Origin of the sequence: Nocardioides agri, from assembly GCF_013778305.1 — a bacterium.
Taxonomy (GTDB): Bacteria; Actinomycetota; Actinomycetes; order Propionibacteriales; family Nocardioidaceae; genus Nocardioides; species Nocardioides agri.
Genome location: NZ_JACEIC010000002.1, coordinates 1,424,301 through 1,439,162 on the forward strand (window position 1 = coordinate 1,424,301; position 14,862 = coordinate 1,439,162).

Annotated in this window: 22 protein-coding genes; 7 read left to right on the forward strand and 15 right to left on the reverse strand. The window is 71.7% G+C overall.

What is annotated here, in order from left to right:
• The 14 genes from rplE to rpsJ form a co-directional block, all read right to left on the reverse strand.
• The gene (gene rplE, locus HZF07_RS11455; RefSeq protein WP_157341737.1) at positions 1-567 is read right to left on the reverse strand and encodes a 50S ribosomal protein L5; all 567 of its coding nucleotides are present in this window, start codon (positions 565-567) and stop codon (positions 1-3) included.
• Entirely contained in the window at positions 567-929 is a 363-nt protein-coding gene (rplX, locus tag HZF07_RS11460) for a 50S ribosomal protein L24 (RefSeq protein ID WP_157341739.1), read from the reverse strand. The genes rplE and rplX overlap by 1 nt, the downstream gene beginning before the upstream one ends.
• Before the next feature lie 3 nt (positions 930-932).
• Positions 933-1,301: a 50S ribosomal protein L14 gene (gene rplN, locus HZF07_RS11465; protein ID WP_157341741.1), complete on the reverse strand. Its 369-nt coding sequence runs from the start codon at positions 1,299-1,301 to the stop codon at positions 933-935.
• A gap of 65 nt (positions 1,302-1,366) precedes the next feature.
• The gene (rpsQ, locus tag HZF07_RS11470) at positions 1,367-1,636 is read right to left on the reverse strand and encodes a 30S ribosomal protein S17 (RefSeq protein ID WP_157341743.1); all 270 of its coding nucleotides are present in this window, start codon (positions 1,634-1,636) and stop codon (positions 1,367-1,369) included.
• Positions 1,633-1,875: a 50S ribosomal protein L29 gene (rpmC, locus tag HZF07_RS11475; protein ID WP_157341745.1), complete on the reverse strand. Its 243-nt coding sequence runs from the start codon at positions 1,873-1,875 to the stop codon at positions 1,633-1,635. The genes rpsQ and rpmC overlap by 4 nt, the downstream gene beginning before the upstream one ends.
• Entirely contained in the window at positions 1,875-2,294 is a 420-nt protein-coding gene (gene rplP / locus HZF07_RS11480) for a 50S ribosomal protein L16 (protein WP_157341747.1), read from the reverse strand. The genes rpmC and rplP overlap by 1 nt, the downstream gene beginning before the upstream one ends.
• Positions 2,295-2,297: 3 nt before the next feature.
• Positions 2,298-3,140, reverse strand: coding sequence for a 30S ribosomal protein S3 (rpsC, locus tag HZF07_RS11485; RefSeq protein WP_157341749.1), 843 nt, complete (start codon positions 3,138-3,140; stop codon positions 2,298-2,300).
• The gene (gene rplV / locus HZF07_RS11490; protein ID WP_157341751.1) at positions 3,140-3,577 is read right to left on the reverse strand and encodes a 50S ribosomal protein L22; all 438 of its coding nucleotides are present in this window, start codon (positions 3,575-3,577) and stop codon (positions 3,140-3,142) included. The genes rpsC and rplV overlap by 1 nt, the downstream gene beginning before the upstream one ends.
• Complete coding sequence (gene rpsS, locus HZF07_RS11495; protein WP_157341753.1) at positions 3,574-3,855, reverse strand: 30S ribosomal protein S19; 282 nt, start codon at positions 3,853-3,855, stop codon at positions 3,574-3,576. Before rpsS ends, rplV begins: the two co-directional genes overlap by 4 nt.
• A 5-nt stretch (positions 3,856-3,860) precedes the next feature.
• The gene (gene rplB / locus HZF07_RS11500) at positions 3,861-4,697 is read right to left on the reverse strand and encodes a 50S ribosomal protein L2 (RefSeq protein ID WP_157341755.1); all 837 of its coding nucleotides are present in this window, start codon (positions 4,695-4,697) and stop codon (positions 3,861-3,863) included.
• Between the two features lie 29 nt (positions 4,698-4,726).
• Entirely contained in the window at positions 4,727-5,032 is a 306-nt protein-coding gene (gene rplW / locus HZF07_RS11505; RefSeq protein ID WP_181645078.1) for a 50S ribosomal protein L23, read from the reverse strand.
• Complete coding sequence (gene rplD, locus HZF07_RS11510) at positions 5,029-5,703, reverse strand: 50S ribosomal protein L4 (RefSeq protein WP_157341757.1); 675 nt, start codon at positions 5,701-5,703, stop codon at positions 5,029-5,031. The genes rplW and rplD overlap by 4 nt, the downstream gene beginning before the upstream one ends.
• A 2-nt stretch (positions 5,704-5,705) precedes the next feature.
• Positions 5,706-6,365: a 50S ribosomal protein L3 gene (gene rplC / locus HZF07_RS11515; protein WP_157341759.1), complete on the reverse strand. Its 660-nt coding sequence runs from the start codon at positions 6,363-6,365 to the stop codon at positions 5,706-5,708.
• Positions 6,366-6,378: 13 nt separating this feature from the next.
• A complete protein-coding gene (gene rpsJ / locus HZF07_RS11520) occupies positions 6,379-6,687 on the reverse strand; it encodes a 30S ribosomal protein S10 (RefSeq protein WP_008360994.1) in 309 nt (102 codons plus the stop codon).
• Between the two features lie 370 nt (positions 6,688-7,057).
• Between rpsJ and HZF07_RS11525 the strand changes: the two genes are divergently transcribed.
• Genes HZF07_RS11525 through HZF07_RS11555 form a run of 7 tightly spaced genes read left to right on the forward strand, consistent with a single transcriptional unit; the run spans position 7,058 to position 13,850 of the window.
• Positions 7,058-8,200 (forward strand): NAD(P)H-dependent amine dehydrogenase family protein, encoded by a 1,143-nt coding sequence (locus tag HZF07_RS11525; RefSeq protein ID WP_157341761.1) that lies wholly within the window; start codon positions 7,058-7,060, stop codon positions 8,198-8,200.
• Positions 8,197-8,700 (forward strand): carboxymuconolactone decarboxylase family protein, encoded by a 504-nt coding sequence (locus tag HZF07_RS11530; protein WP_157341763.1) that lies wholly within the window; start codon positions 8,197-8,199, stop codon positions 8,698-8,700. The genes HZF07_RS11525 and HZF07_RS11530 overlap by 4 nt, the downstream gene beginning before the upstream one ends.
• 9 nt (positions 8,701-8,709) lie before the next feature.
• Positions 8,710-9,804, forward strand: a complete 1,095-nt coding sequence (locus HZF07_RS11535; RefSeq protein ID WP_157341765.1) for a hypothetical protein — start codon at positions 8,710-8,712, stop codon at positions 9,802-9,804.
• Entirely contained in the window at positions 9,801-10,421 is a 621-nt protein-coding gene (locus tag HZF07_RS11540) for a DUF4129 domain-containing protein (protein ID WP_157341767.1), read from the forward strand. Before HZF07_RS11535 ends, HZF07_RS11540 begins: the two co-directional genes overlap by 4 nt.
• Positions 10,418-11,560, forward strand: a complete 1,143-nt coding sequence (locus tag HZF07_RS11545) for a DUF4350 domain-containing protein (RefSeq protein WP_157341769.1) — start codon at positions 10,418-10,420, stop codon at positions 11,558-11,560. Before HZF07_RS11540 ends, HZF07_RS11545 begins: the two co-directional genes overlap by 4 nt.
• Positions 11,557-12,549, forward strand: a complete 993-nt coding sequence (locus HZF07_RS11550) for an AAA family ATPase (protein ID WP_157341771.1) — start codon at positions 11,557-11,559, stop codon at positions 12,547-12,549. Before HZF07_RS11545 ends, HZF07_RS11550 begins: the two co-directional genes overlap by 4 nt.
• 14 nt (positions 12,550-12,563) lie before the next feature.
• The gene (locus HZF07_RS11555) at positions 12,564-13,850 is read left to right on the forward strand and encodes a DUF58 domain-containing protein (protein WP_157341773.1); all 1,287 of its coding nucleotides are present in this window, start codon (positions 12,564-12,566) and stop codon (positions 13,848-13,850) included.
• Between the two features lie 6 nt (positions 13,851-13,856).
• Here HZF07_RS11555 and HZF07_RS11560 read toward each other — a convergent pair whose 3' ends face one another.
• The gene (locus tag HZF07_RS11560) at positions 13,857-14,852 is read right to left on the reverse strand and encodes a stage II sporulation protein M (RefSeq protein ID WP_157341775.1); all 996 of its coding nucleotides are present in this window, start codon (positions 14,850-14,852) and stop codon (positions 13,857-13,859) included.
• Positions 14,853-14,862: the final 10 nt, after the last annotated feature.

A 14,862-nucleotide genomic window follows, 5' to 3' on the forward strand; every position in this document is an offset into this window, starting at 1 on the left:
TCAGTTCTCCTTGAACGGGAAGCCGAGCTGCTTCAGCAGCGCGCGACCCTGCTCGTCGTTGGTGGCGGTGGTGACGATCGTGATGTCCATGCCGCGCGACCGGTCGATCCTGTCCTGGTCGATCTCGTGGAACATGACCTGCTCGGTGAGACCGAAGGTGTAGTTGCCACGGCCGTCGAACTGGTTGGGGTTGAGGCCGCGGAAGTCACGGATCCGGGGCAGCGCCAGCGACAGCAGGCGGTCCAGGAACTCCCACATCCGGTCGCCGCGCAGCGTGGTGTGCGCGCCGATCGGCATGCCCTCGCGCAGCTTGAACTGCGCGATCGACTTGCGGGCCTTGGTGACGAGCGGCTTCTGGCCGGTGATCGCGGTGAGGTCCTTGACCGCACCCTCGATCAGCTTCGAGTCGCGAGCCGCCTCGCCGACGCCCATGTTGACCACGATCTTGGTCAGGCCGGGCACCTGCATGACGTTGGCGATCTCGAACTCCGCCTGGAGGGCGGGCAGGATCTCCTCGCGGTAGCGGGTCTTCAGACGCGGGGTCACCGCAGTGGTGGTCTCGGTCATCAGATTTCCTTCCCGGTCTTGCGGGACACGCGGACGGAGCGCTCGGCCTGGTAGGTCGAGCCGTCCGGGCGGCGCTTGGTGACCTCGTCGCGGCGGAAGCCGACCCGGGTCACGCCGTCGCCGTCGACGAGCATCACGTTGGAGATGTGGATCGGCGCCTCGGCGGTGATGATGCCGCCGGTCTTGCCGTCGCGACCACCCTGGTTGATCACCTTGGTGTGCCGCTTGATCCGGTTGACGCCCTCGACGATCACCCGCTGCTCCTCACGGAGCACCTGGATGACCTTGCCCTCGGCACCCTTGTCCTTGCCGGCGATCACCTTGACGGTGTCGCCCTTCTTGATGTTCACGCTCTTGGCCATGGCTCAGAGCACCTCCGGCGCGAGCGAGATGATCTTCATGAACTTCTTCTCTCGCAGCTCGCGGCCCACGGGGCCGAAAATGCGGGTGCCTCGCGGCTCGCCGTCGCTCTTGAGGATGACGGCGGCGTTCTCGTCGAAGCGGATGTACGAACCGTCGGGACGACGACGCTCCTTGACGGTGCGCACGATCACGGCCTTGACGACGTCGCCCTTCTTGACGTTGCCACCGGGGATCGCGTCCTTCACGGTGGCGACGATGACGTCACCGATGCCGGCGTAGCGGCGACCCGAGCCGCCGAGAACACGGATGCAGAGGATCTCCTTCGCACCGGTGTTGTCGGCGACCTTGAGTCGCGACTCCTGCTGAATCATTGATTTCTCCTATGTCGTGCCGGTTCTCGACGCCTCGGGGGCGACGAGCCTGGCCGAACGGGTGATTACTTGGCGCGCTCGAGGATCTCGACGACGCGCCAGCGCTTGGTGGCGGACAGCGGGCGGGTCTCCATGAGGAGCACGCGGTCGCCGATGCCACAGTCGTTGTTCTCGTCGTGAGCCTTCAGCTTGCTCGTGCGGCGCATGACCTTGCCGTACAGCGCGTGCTTCACGCGGTCCTCGACGGACACGACGACGGTCTTGTCCATCTTGTCGCTGACGACCAGGCCCTCACGGGTCTTGCGGGCGTTCCGCTCTGCGGTCTGCTCGCTCATGCGTCACCATCCTCGTTGCTGTCCTGACCCGGGGTCGGCCGGATGCCGAGCTCGCGCTCGCGCACCACGGTGTAGATCCGGGCGATGTCCTTCTTGACCGTGCGGAGCCGGCCGTGGCTCTCCAGCTGGCCGGTGGCCGCCTGGAAGCGGAGGTTGAAGAGCTCCTCCTTGGCCTCGCGCAGCTTCGCCTCGAGGTCCACGGCGTTCAGCTCGTCGAGCTCGTGAGCCTTGGTCGCCATCAGAATTCACCTGCCTCACGGGAGACGAAGCGGCACTTCATCGGGAGCTTGTGCATCGCGCGGCGCATGGCCTCGCGAGCAACGTCCTCCGAAACACCAGAGAGTTCGAACATGACCCGACCCGGCTTCACGTTGGCGATCCACCACTCGGGCGAGCCCTTGCCGGAGCCCATGCGGGTCTCAGCGGGCTTCTTGGTCAGCGGGCGGTCCGGGTAGATGTTGATCCAGACCTTGCCGCCACGCTTGATGTGGCGGGTCATCGCGATACGGGCCGACTCGATCTGGCGGTTGGTCACGTAGTGACCCTCGACCGCCTGGATGCCGAAGTCGCCGAAGGCGAGACGGGTGCCACCCTTGGCCGCACCGGTCCGCTTGGGGTGGTGCTGCTTGCGGTGCTTGACACGACGGGGCATCAGCATGGGTCAGCCCTCCTGAGGGGTCTCGGCCGGGGCCGGAGCCTCGGCAGCGGGAGCCTCGGACGCGGGCGCCTCGGCGCCGCGGTCGCCGCGAGCCGGACGGTCACCGCGCGAGCCACGGCTCGGGCGGTCAGCGCCACGAGCGCCGCCACGGGCGCCGTCACGACCACCGCGACCGGGGACACCGGCGCGGGCAGCGGCCTGGGCCTGACGCTCGGCACGGGTGCCGGCGACCTCGCCCTTGTAGATCCAGACCTTCACGCCGATGCGGCCGAAGGTCGTGCGGGCCTCGTAGAAGCCGTAGTCGATGTCGGCACGGAGGGTGTGCAGCGGCACGCGACCCTCGCGGTAGAACTCGGTGCGCGACATCTCGGCGCCGTTGAGGCGGCCGGAGCACTGGATCCGGATGCCCTTGGCACCGGAGCGCATCGACGTCTGCATCGCCTTGCGCATGGCGCGACGGAACTGCACGCGGCCGGACAGCTGCTCGGCAACGCCCTGGGCGACCAGCTGCGCGTCGATCTCGGGGTTCTTGACCTCGAGGATGTTCAGCTGGACCTGCTTGCCGGTGAGCTTCTCGAGCTCGCCGCGGATGCGGTCGGCCTCGGCGCCACGGCGACCGATGACGATGCCCGGGCGGGCGGTGTGGATGTCCACCCGCACGCGGTCACGGGTGCGCTCGATCTCGACCTTGGCGATGCCGGCCCGCTCCATGCCCTTGGAGAGCAGCTTGCGGATGGCGACGTCCTCGCCGACGTACGACTTGTAGAGCTTGTCGGCGTACCAACGGCTCTTGTGGTCCGTCGAGATGCCCAGACGGAAACCGTTCGGGTTGATCTTCTGGCCCATCAGGCACTCTTCCTCTTCTTGGCGGTCGCCTTGTCAGCCGCAACGTCGGCCGGCTGGACGACGAGGGTGATGTGGCTGGTGCGCTTGTTGATCCGGGTGGCCCGGCCCTGCGCACGCGGACGCCAGCGCTTCATCGTGGGACCCTCGTCGACCTGCGCGACGCTGATGACCAGGTCGCCGGCGTCGAGGCCCTCGGTGGTCTCGGCGTTCGCGATGGCGCTGTTGAGCACCTTCAGGATGGTCTCGGAGGCGGCCTGCGGCGCGAACTGCAGCAGGGCCTGGGCCTCCGCGACGGGCAGACCGCGGACCATGTCGACGACACGGCGGGCCTTCATCGGGGTGATCCGCGTGTAGCGGGCGCTGGCGAACGCGCCCGGCTGGTCGCCGAGCAGCGACTCGCGGCGCGCGCTGACGCGCTGGCGGTCGGTGGTGCTCATCGACGGCGCCCCTTCCGGTCTTCCTTGACGTGCCCGCGGTAGGTGCGGGTGGGAGCGAACTCCCCGAGCTTGTGGCCGACCATCGCGTCGGTCACGAAGACCGGCACGTGCTTGCGACCGTCGTGCACGGCGATCGTGTGACCGATCATGTCCGGCACGATCATCGACCGGCGCGACCAGGTCTTGATGACGTTGTGGGTGCCCTTCTCGTTCTCCGCGTCCACCTTCTTCTGGAGGTGGTCGTCGATGAAGGGGCCCTTCTTCAGGCTGCGAGGCATCTCAGTTACTTCCTACCCTTGCCGGTCTTGCGACGGCGGATGATCTGCGAGTCGGAGGCCTTGCGCTTGCGCGTGCGGCCCTCGGGCTTGCCCCAGGGCGAGACCGGGTGGCGACCACCGGAGGTCTTGCCCTCACCACCACCGTGCGGGTGGTCGACCGGGTTCATGACGACACCACGGACGGTCGGGCGCTTGCCCTTCCAGCGCATGCGGCCGGCCTTGCCCCAGTTGATGTTCGACTGCTCGGCGTTGCCCACCTCGCCGACCGTGGCGCGGCAGCGCACGTCGACGAAGCGCATCTCGCCCGAGGGCATGCGCAGCGTGGCGCGGGAGCCCTCACGGGCGACCAGCTGGGCGCTGTTGCCGGCGGAGCGGGCGATCTTCGCGCCGCCACCCGGACGCAGCTCCACGCAGTGGATGGTGGTACCGACCGGGATGTTGCGCAGCGGCAGGTTGTTGCCGGGCTTGATGTCGGCGTTCGGGCCGGACTCCACGCGGGTGCCCTGCGACAGGTCCTTCGGCGCGATGATGTAGCGCTTCTCGCCGTCGGCGTAGTGCAGCAGCGCGATGCGCGCGGTGCGGTTGGGGTCGTACTCGATGTGAGCGACCTTGGCCGGCACGCCGTCCTTGTCGTAGCGACGGAAGTCGATGATGCGGTAGGCACGCTTGTGACCGCCACCCTGGTGCCGGGTGGTGATCCGGCCCTGGTTGTTGCGGCCGCCCTTCTTGGGCAGCGGACGCGTCAGCGACTTCTCCGGCGTGGTCCGGGTGATCTCGACGAAGTCGGAGACCGACGAGCCCCGGCGACCGGGGGTAGTCGGCTTGTACTTGCGGATAGCCATGTGTCTTCAGTCCTCGTTCCAGCGCCCGGTCAGGAGACCGGACCTCCGAAGATGTCGATGCGGTCGCCCTCGGCCAGGCTGACGATCGCGCGCTTGGTGTCCTTGCGCTTGCCGAGGCCGTTGCGCGTGCGGCGCGTCTTGCCCGGGCGGTTGATCGTGTTGACCGAGGTCACCTTGACGTTGAACACCTTCTCGACCGCGATCTTGATCTCGGTCTTGTTCGCGTCGGGGTGCACCAGGAAGGTGTACTTGTTCGCGTCGAGGAGCGAGTAGCTCTTCTCGGACACGACCGGCGCGAGCAGGATGTCGCGGTGGTCCTTGTGCAGGGTGCTCACTTGGCAGCCTCCTCAGCGGTCTTGGCGCGGCCGTTCACCAGGGCGTCGAACGCGCCCTTGGTGAAGACGACGTCGTCGGACGCCAGCACGTCGTAGGTGTTGAGCTGGTCGACCGCCACGATGTGCACCTGCGGCGCGTTGCGCAGCGAGAGCCAGGTGACGGAGTCGGTGCGCTCGAGCACGACGAGGAAGTTGCTGCGGTCCGAGATCGACGCCAGGGCGGCCAGGGCGGCCTTGGTCGACGGGGCCTCGGCGCTGATCAGCGACTCGACGACGTGGATGCGGTCGTTGCGGGCCCGGTCGGAGAGGGCACCGCGCAGGGCGGCGGCCTTCATCTTCTTGGGGGTCCGCTGGTCGTAGTCACGCGGCTTGGGACCGTGGACGATGCCACCGCCGGCGAACTGCGGCGCGCGGGTCGAGCCCTGGCGGGCGCGACCGGTGCCCTTCTGCTTGTAGGGCTTCTTGCCACCGCCGCGGACCTCGCCGCGACGCTTGGTCGAGTGCGTGCCCTGACGCGCAGCGGCCTGCTGGGCCACGACGACCTGGTGGATCAGCGGGATGTTGACCTCGACGTCGAAGATCTCGGCGGGAAGGTCGACCTTGGCCGCCTTGGGGGCGGAGGTCTTCTTCGCGGCGGTCTTCTTCGCGGCCGGCTTCTCAGTGGTAGCCATGCTCAGACCTCCTGCGTCTTCTTGGCGGCCGAGCGGAGGACCACGAGACCACCCTTGGGGCCGGGAACGGCGCCCTTGAGCAGGATCAGGCCCTTCTCCACGTCGACAGCGTGGACGGTGATGTTCTGGGTGGTGACGGTGTCGGAGCCCATCCGGCCGGCCATCCGCACACCCTTGAACACGCGACCCGGGGTGGCGCACGCGCCGATCGAGCCCGGCTTGCGGTGGTTGCGGTGGGCACCGTGCGACGCGGAGACACCGGAGAAGCCGTGACGCTTCATCGTGCCCGCGAAGCCCTTGCCCTTGCTGGTGCCGGTCACGTCGATCTCCTCGCCGGCGGCGAAGGTGTCGACGGGCAGCTCCTGGCCGACCGTGTAGTCGGTCGCGAGGGCGGTGCGGATCTCGACCAGGTGGCGGCGCGGGGTGGTGCCGGCCTTGGTGAACTGGCCGGCGAGCGGCTTGGTCACCTTGCGGCCGTCGATCTCGCCGTAGCCGACCTGGACGGCGTTGTAGCCGTCGGTGTCAGGCGTGCGGACGAGGGTCACCACGTTGGAGGCGGCGGCCACGACGGTCACCGGGACGACGCGGTTGTTCTCGTCCCAGACCTGGGTCATGCCGAGCTTCGTGCCCAGCAGGCCCTTCACATTGCGTTCGAAAGTCATGTCAGTACCGACCTCAGAGCTTGATCTCGATGTCGACGCCGGCAGGCAGGTCGAGGCGCATGAGCGAGTCGACGGTCTTCGGCGTGGGGTCGATGATGTCGATGAGGCGCTTGTGGGTGCGCATCTCGAAGTGCTCGCGGGAGTCCTTGTACTTGTGGGGCGAGCGGATGACGCAGTACACGTTCTTCTCGGTCGGCAGCGGCACCGGGCCGGCGACCTTGGCACCCGTGCGGGTGACCGTGTCCACGATCTTGCGCGCCGAGGTGTCGATCACCTCGTGGTCATAGGCCTTGAGCCTGATGCGGATCTTCTGTCCCGCCATAGGTCTCTCTCGTCCTTCTTGATCTCGTACCGCGTGCTTGTCCGGGGCGTCCTCGGGCTTGAGTCGGTCCCACCTGTGCTTCCCACCCCCTCCGCCGACCCCCGCGGTCGGGCGTGTCGCGTGGTTGAGACGCAACACAAGACCGGGGTCCTGCAGTTGGTTGTTGGTGGCGCCCGACGGTTCGTCAGGCAGATCGGGTCTCCAGGTTCGGTGCCGCCGCACGGCAGACCACTGAAGCGAATGTCTGGAGACGCGATTCAGAAGTCAAGATGTGCGACGCACCCCGGCAACCCACCGAAGCAACCGGACTATCTTGGCAGAGATCCCGCGGCAGGCCAAATCGGCCCGGACGGTCGGGTACTGTCCCCGCATGAACGACGAGAACGCGTTCTATTTCGGCTCCCACGAGCCGCTCCCGACCCTACCTGTCGCGGTCTGGGGAACCGGGAACATGGGGCGCGCGGCGATCCGCGCCGTCGACGCCCACCCCGGCCTGACGCTGGCCGCGGTCGTCGTCTCCTCCCCCGCCAAGGTGGGTCGGGACGCGGGCGAGCTCGCCGGGATCGACCGGCACCTCGGCGTACCGGCGACGACCGACGTCGAGGAGGCGCTGGCCGTGCTCGGCGGCCGGGGCGCCGTCGCCTACACGGCCTCCGGCGACCTGCGCCCGGACGCGGCGCTCGCCGATGTCGCCCGCTGCCTGCGGACCGGCGCGGTGGTGGTCACGCCCGCGCTCTACGCGCTCTACGACCCGCGCAACGCGCCCCCGGCCGTGACCGGGCCGCTGATGGAGGCCGCGAGGGCCGGCGCGAGCGCGCTCTTCGCGAGCGGCGTCGACCCCGGCTGGGGCAACGACGTGCTCCCCGCGCTGGTGAGCGGGCTGGCGGGGACCGTGGACGAGGTGCGCTGCCAGGAGATCTTCGACTACTCGACCTACGACCAGCCCGACGCGGTGCGGATGCTGGTGGGCATGGGCCAGCCGATGACCTACGACCCACCGATGGTGGCGCCCGGCGTGCCCACGACGGTGTGGGGCGGCCAGGTGCGGATGCTCGCCCGGGCGCTCGGCGTGGAGCTCGACGAGATCCGCGAGACCCTCGAGCGCCGCCCGCTGGAGGCAGAGGTCACCAACGCGATGGGCGCCTTCGCGGCGGGCACGCAGGGCGCGCTGCGCTTCGAGGTGCAGGGCGTCGTGGCCGGGGTGCCGCGGATCGTCGTCGAGCACATCACCCGGATCGACGCCGCCTGCGCCCCGGACTGGCCGACCCCGCCCGACGGCGGCGCCGGTGCGCACCGGGTAGTCGTCGCGGGACGCCCGCGGATCGAGGTCACCCTGGAGGCGACCGACGAGGGCGACAACCGCGCCGCCGGCGGCAACGCCACCGCCGCCAACCGCCTGGTCAACGCGATCCCGTGGTTGACCACCGCCGAGCCCGGCCTGTACGACGGGCTCGACGTCCCCCTCACCCCCGCGAGAGGCCGCGTCTCGCGGGCCGGAAGGAGCACTCCATGATCGTCGACATCCCGGAGGACAAGGACCCGCTCATGTACGTCTGGGGCGAGATGGTCCCCGGGATCGGCGTCGCCGCCTCGAAGTTCTCGATGGCGGTCTACGAGCACACGACGCTCGGGCTGCGCGAGTTCGAGGCGGCCCGGCTGCGGATCGCCCAGGTCAACGGCTGCCTCTTCTGCCAGGACTGGCGCACCGAGCGCGATGGCCAGAAGGTCGAGGAGACGTTCGCCGACGCAGTGGAGGGCTGGCGCACGACCCGCGACCTCGACGAGCGGACCCGGCTGGCCGCGGAGTACGCCGAGCGCTACGCCGTCGACCACCACGGCCTGGACGAGGGCTTCTGGACGCGGATGAAGGCCCACTACACCGACAAGGAGATCGTCGAGCTGTCGATGTGCCTCGGGTCGTGGCTGGCGTTCGGCCGGCTCAACCACGTGCTCGGACTGGACGCCGAGTGCGTGCTGCCGAGTCACGCGGTCGCGGGGCAGTCCTCCCGCTAGGTTGTGCCCATGTCGGGCAGCGAGTGGTACCCACCGCCGGGCCACCAGCCCGCAGGGCCACCACCACCACCGCCGGGGTGGACGCCGCCGCTGGAGCAGCGACCGGCCTGGGCACCGCCGCCGGGTGCGCCGGCGTACCCGGCCCCGGGGATGCTCGGCGCCGCCCACAAGCCGGGCGCGCTGCCGCTGCGACCGCTCGGCCTCGGCGACATCTACGACGCGGCGTTCAAGGTGATCCGCTTCAACCCCAAGGCGACGGTCGGCGCCGCGGTCCTCGTCGCCGCCGTCGCGATGGCGGTCCCGATGCTGGCGGCGGCGGCGGTCACCGCCGCGCTGGGCCTGACCCTCGGGGGCAACGCGGAGGTCTCGTCCTCGGACGACGCCGGGGTCCTGCTCGCGGTCGGGTCGATCCTGGTCGGCTCCGTGCTGCAGTACGTCGGCCTGGTGTTCGTCACGGGGATGATCTCCCACGTCGTGGCCGCGGCCGCGATCGGCCGCCGGCTCTCGCTCGGCGAGGCCTGGGCGGCGACCCGCGGCCGCCGGTGGCGGCTGATCGGCCTGACCGTCGTCATCGGCCTGATCTGGATGGTGACCATCGTCGCCCTCGTCGTGGTGTCGGTGCTCGTCGTGGTGCTGATCGACGTGACGGCGGTGTCGGTCGTCTACTTCGTGGTCATGGGCCCGACCGCCCTCGCGCTCTGCCTCTGGCTGTGGATCCGGGTCACCTACCTGGCGGTGCCGGCCCTGATGCTCGAGCGGATCGGCATCCTCGCCGCGCTGGGTCGTGGGTTCCGCCTCACCAGCAGGCAGTTCTGGCGCACGCTCGGGATCGCGCTGCTGACGCTCCTCGTCACCTCGATCGCCGCCCAGCTGCTGACCGTGCCCTTCTCGATCGCCGGCATGGTCGCCACGATCGGGATGGGCGACTCCGTCGCCGGGCTGCTCGTCTACCTGGGCGCCAACGCTCTCGGCACGGTCGCCTCGACCGCCTTCGTCGCCCCCTTCACCTCGGCCGTCACGTCGGTGCAGTACCTCGACCAGCGGATGCGCAAGGAGGCGTACGACGTCGAGCTGATGGCCCAGGCGGGGATCGCCTCCGCATGAGGCTGCCGCTGCTGCTCGTGGACCCGCCGCTCGACCCGAGCGGCGACGAGGCGCGCTCGGCGCTGCGGCGCGAGCTGCTGAAGCCGGAGTACCACGACACCGACGTGCTCGGCCGGGTGCTCGACTGGATCGACCATGCGCTCGACCAGACGGTCGACCGGGCGACGAGCGCGCCGCCGCTGTCCACGTTCGCCGCCATTGTCGCCTTCCTCCTGCTCGGCCTCGGGCTCGCGTGGCTGCTCTCCCGGGTGCGCCGCACGTCGCGGCTCGCCGGGGCCCGCGGGCCCGTGGTCGAGGACCGCACCGTCACGGCCGCCGAGCTGCGCGCCGCCGCCGAGCGCGCGCTCGCCGCGGGCCGTCACGGCGATGCCGTGGTGGAGGGCTTCCGCGCGCTGACCGTGCGGCAGGTCGAGCGCGGCTGGATCGACGACCGCCCCGGCGCCACCGCCCACGAGGTGGCGCTCTCCCTGGCCGCCGCGCACCCGGACCAGGAGCGCCGGGTGGCCGCCGCCGCCGGGCTCTTCGACGAGGTGCGCTACGGCGACCGGCCGGCCAACGGCGACCAGGCGGCCGAGGTGCTCGCGCTCGACGACGCGCTCGCGGGGGTCCGTCGATGACGGCGACCCTGGCGGGCCCGGTGCCCGAGGCCGGGCGACGGCGCCGGCCGGGGGCGGGGCTCGCCGTCGGCGTCGGGCTCCTGGCGGCGGTCGCCGTGGTGATCGTCCTCGGGGCCGACGACCGGCGCGAGGGCCACCTCGACCCGGCCAACCCCGGCCCGGACGGTGCCCAGGCGGTGGCTCGGGTGCTCGAGGACCAGGGCGTCGACCTGACCGTCGTACGCAGCGCCGAGGGGCTGGCCGACGCCGACCCCGATGACGCGACGACCGTCGTCGTGACCTCGACCTGGGCGCTCGGGGAGAGCACGCTCGGCGAGCTGCGCGGGTCCGGTGCGGGCCGCGTCGTGCTCGTCGAGCCCGGCCCCGGCCTGATGGACGCCCTCGGGCGGCCCGAGGACTCCCCGTCCTCGCTGACGCTCGACGACCCGGTCGAGGCCGGCTGCAGCGACCCGACGTACGACGGGCTCTCGCTGCTGGTCGACGACGCACTGGCCTACCCGGTCGACGGCTGCTTCCCCGCGACCGCGGGCGGCCACCTCCTCGCGCTCGCCGAGCCGGACCTGGTGCTGCTCGGCGCCGGCGGGGCGCTCAGCAATGACCAGGTGCTGCGCGCCGACAACGCGGCGCTCGCGCTGCGGCTGCTCGGCGGCTCGGAGCGGCTGGTCTGGTACGTCCCCTCCTTCGACGACGTCGACGCCGGAGAGGGCGTGAGCCTGGGCTCCCTGCTGCCGTCCTGGCTGCGCCCCGCGCTCTGGCTGACCGCCGTCGCCGCACTGGGGCTGCTGCTGTGGCGCGCGCGCCGGCTGGGGCCGCTGGCGGTCGAGCCGCTGCCCGTCACGGTGAAGGCGATCGAGACCACCCGTAGCCGCGGCCGGCTCTACCGCAAGGCCGGCGACCGGGCGCACGCCGCCGCCGTGCTGCGCGGCGCCGCGCGAGCCCGCGCGGCCAGCCGGCTCGGCACCGGGCACCCCGTCGACCCCGGGACCCTCGTCCAGGACGTCGCCCGGCACACCGGCCGCCCGGTGGCCGAGGTCGAGGCACTGCTCTCCCCGACCGCGCCCGCCCCGGCCACCGACCACGACCTGGTGGCGCTGGCCGACCAGCTCGCCGAGCTCGACAGAGAGGTACGCCGCCCATGACCGACTCCCCCACCCCCGGGACCGACCCGGAGACCAGCGACGGCGACGCGCGCGAGCGGCTGGCCGCCGTACGCGCGGAGGTGGCGAAGGCCGTCGTCGGCCAGGACGCCGCCGTCTCGGGGCTGCTGGTGGCACTGCTCTGCGGCGGCCACGTGCTGATGGAGGGGGTGCCCGGGGTCGCGAAGACCCTGCTGGTGCGCACCCTCGCCGGCGCGCTGTCCGTGGAGACCCGGCGGGTCCAGTTCACCCCGGACCTGATGCCCGGCGACATCACCGGCTCGATGGTCATCGACAGCCGACAGGGCGAGCTCAGCTTCCGCGAGGGCCCGATCTTCACGAACCTGCTGCTCGCCGACGAGATCAACCGGACGCCGCCGAAGACCCAGTCGGCGCTCCTGGAGGCCATGGAGGAGGGCCAGGTCTCGGTCGACGGCGTCTCGCGGCCGCTCCCGCGCCCGTTCCTGGTGGCCGCCACCCAGAACCCCGTCGAGTACGAGGGCACCTACCCGCTGCCGGAGGCACAGCTCGACCGCTTCCTGCTCAAGGTCGTGCTGCCGGTGCCCGACCGCACGGCCGAGCTGGAGATCCTGCGGCGGCACGCCGACGGCTTCGACCCGCGCGACGTGGCGGCCGCCGGGGTCACCCCGGTGGCCGGAGCCGCGGACGTCGCCGCAGGGCGGGCGGCCGTGGGCAGGGTCCAGGTCAGTCCGGAGGTGGCCGGCTACATCGTCGACATCGCCCGCGCGACGCGCGAGTCGCCGTCGCTCAGCCTGGGCGTCAGCCCCCGCGGCGCGACCGCCCTGCTGCGCTCGGCCCGGGCGTGGGCATGGCTGACCGGCCGCGACTTCGTCACCCCCGACGACGTCAAGGCCCTCGCCCACGCGACGCTCGTCCACCGGCTCGCGCTCCGTCCCGAGGCCGAGCTCGAGGGCGTCGACGTGGCGCAGGTGCTCGCCTCCGCCCTCGGCTCGGTGCCGGTCCCCCGCTAGCCCGAGGACAGGCCATGTGGATCTCCGGACGCGTCCCGCTGCTGCTCCTGCTGGGAGTGGTGGCCGTCGTGCTGCGCCCGGGGATGGGGACCGCGTGGCTCTGGGCGCTGGCGGTCGCCCTGCTCGTGGGCGTCGACGTCGCCCTGTCGCCGTCCCCTGGCCGCTTGACGATCGACCGGCCGCCGGTCGGACCGGTGCGGCTGGGTGAGCGCACCCAGACCTCGCTGCGCGTCGAGAACGCCGGCCGGCGCGGGCTGCGCGGCGTCGTACGGGACGCCTGGCAGCCGACGGCGGGCGCCGAGGACAACCGGCACCGGCTGAGTCTCGCGCCCGGCGAGCGCACGGTGCTGCGCACCGACCTGCGTCCGCGGCGGCGCGGCGACCTGCGCGCCGTCGGGGTGACCGTGCGGCTGCGCGGCCCGCTCGGCCTGGCCGGGCGGCAGCGCACGCGGGAGGTGGCGGGCGCGGTCCGGTCGCTGCCCCCCTTCGAGTCCCGCAAGCACCTGCCGAGCCGGCTCGCCCGGCTGCGCGACCTCGACGGCCGGGCCGCGGTGCGGGTGCGCGGCCAGGGCACGGAGTTCGACTCGCTGCGCGAGTACGTGCGCGGCGACGACGTCCGCTCGATCGACTGGCGGGCCAGCGCGCGCAGCCGCAACGTCGTCGTACGCACCTGGCAGCCGGAGCGGGACCGACGGGTCGTGCTGGTGCTCGACACGTCACGGACGTCGGCGGGCCGGGTCGACGACGTGCCGCGACTCGACTCCGCGATGGACGCCGCGCTGCTGCTGGCCGCCCTCGCGATGCGGGCCGGCGACCGCGTCGACTTCGTCGCCGGCGACCGGCGGGTGCGCAGCCGGCTGCGCTTCTCCGGCGACCGCGACATCGCGGCCCGGCTCCAGGACGCGATGGCCGGGCTCGACCCCGTCATCGCCGAGGCCGACTGGGGCGGCCTGGCCGGCGCGGTCACCGAGCTCGGCCGGCAGCGGGCGCTCGTGGTGCTGCTGACGCCGCTCGAGCCGGCGGCCGTCGAGGAGGGGCTGCTGCCCGCGCTCCCGGCCCTCACCCGGCACCACCGCGTCGTGGTCGCCTCGGTCCGCGACCCGGAGCTGGAGCGGCTCGCGACCGCGCGCGAGAGCCTCGACGACGTGTACGACGCAGCGGCTGCGGAGCAGGCCCTCGGCCGGCGGGCCCACACCGCCCGGCTGCTGCGCGCGCTCGGTGTCGACGTCGTCGACGCCGACGACCTGCCGCCGGCGCTGGCCGACCACTACCTGTCCCTCAAGGCCCGTGGGCTCCTCTGACCCGAGTCACGCCTGGGTCGCGACGCGGTCCTCGAGGAGGGCGGAGTCGAGGTCGCCGGTGTGGCCGCGGCGGTGGGCGTCGCGGCCGAGCACGAACACGTAGGCGAAGAACACGGCCTCGGCCAGGATGCCGATGCCGATCCGCGCCCAGGTGGGCAGGGGCGAGGGCGTCACGAACGCCTCGATCAGGCCGCTGACGAGGAGCACCACCACGAGGCCGAGCGCGACCGTGCCCGCCGTCCGGCCCTCGCGGGCCAGCGACTGGGCCCGGGTCAGCGGCCCCGGCTCGACCCACGACCAGAAGAGGTTGAGCGCGACGCCGGCGGCGACGAAGACGGCCGTCAGCTCGAGCAGGCCGTGCGGGAGGATCAGCCCGAAGAAGTGCGCACCGTGGTCGTGGCGGATCATGATCGAGCCGATGACCGCCAGGTTCGCGACGTTCTGGAAGAGCAGGTAGATCACCGGCAGGCCGAGCACGCCGAGCGCGAGGCAGAGGGCGGCCACCCACGCGTTGTTGACCCAGACCTGGGCGGCGAAGTGGCTGGCGGCGTACTCGCTGTAGTAGTCCTCGAAGTCGTGCTCGACGAGCTGCCGGACCTCGGTCTGCGAGAGCAGGCTCTGCTCGGCGGCGGGGTGGTCGAGCAGCCACCAGATCATCACCGCGGTGACGACGACGTTGGCGACGAGCGTGCCGATCCACCACCAGCGCAGCCGGTAGAGCGCCGCCGGGAACCGGTCGGTGAAGAACCGTCGCACGCCGCGCCAGGTGCTCGTGCGGGTGCCGGACGCCCGGCTGCGGGCGCGGGAGAGCAGCGAGGACAGGTAGGCGACGACGGTCGCATCCGGGGCGGAGGTGCGGACGACGGACAGGTGGGTGGCGACCTGCTGGTAGCGCTCGACCAGCTCGTCGGAGTCGGCTCCGGAGAGCTGCCTCCTGCGCGTGAGCTCCTCGAGCCGTCGCCACTCGCCCAGGTGGGCGGCGACGTAGGCGTCGAGGTCCATGACCGGCAGC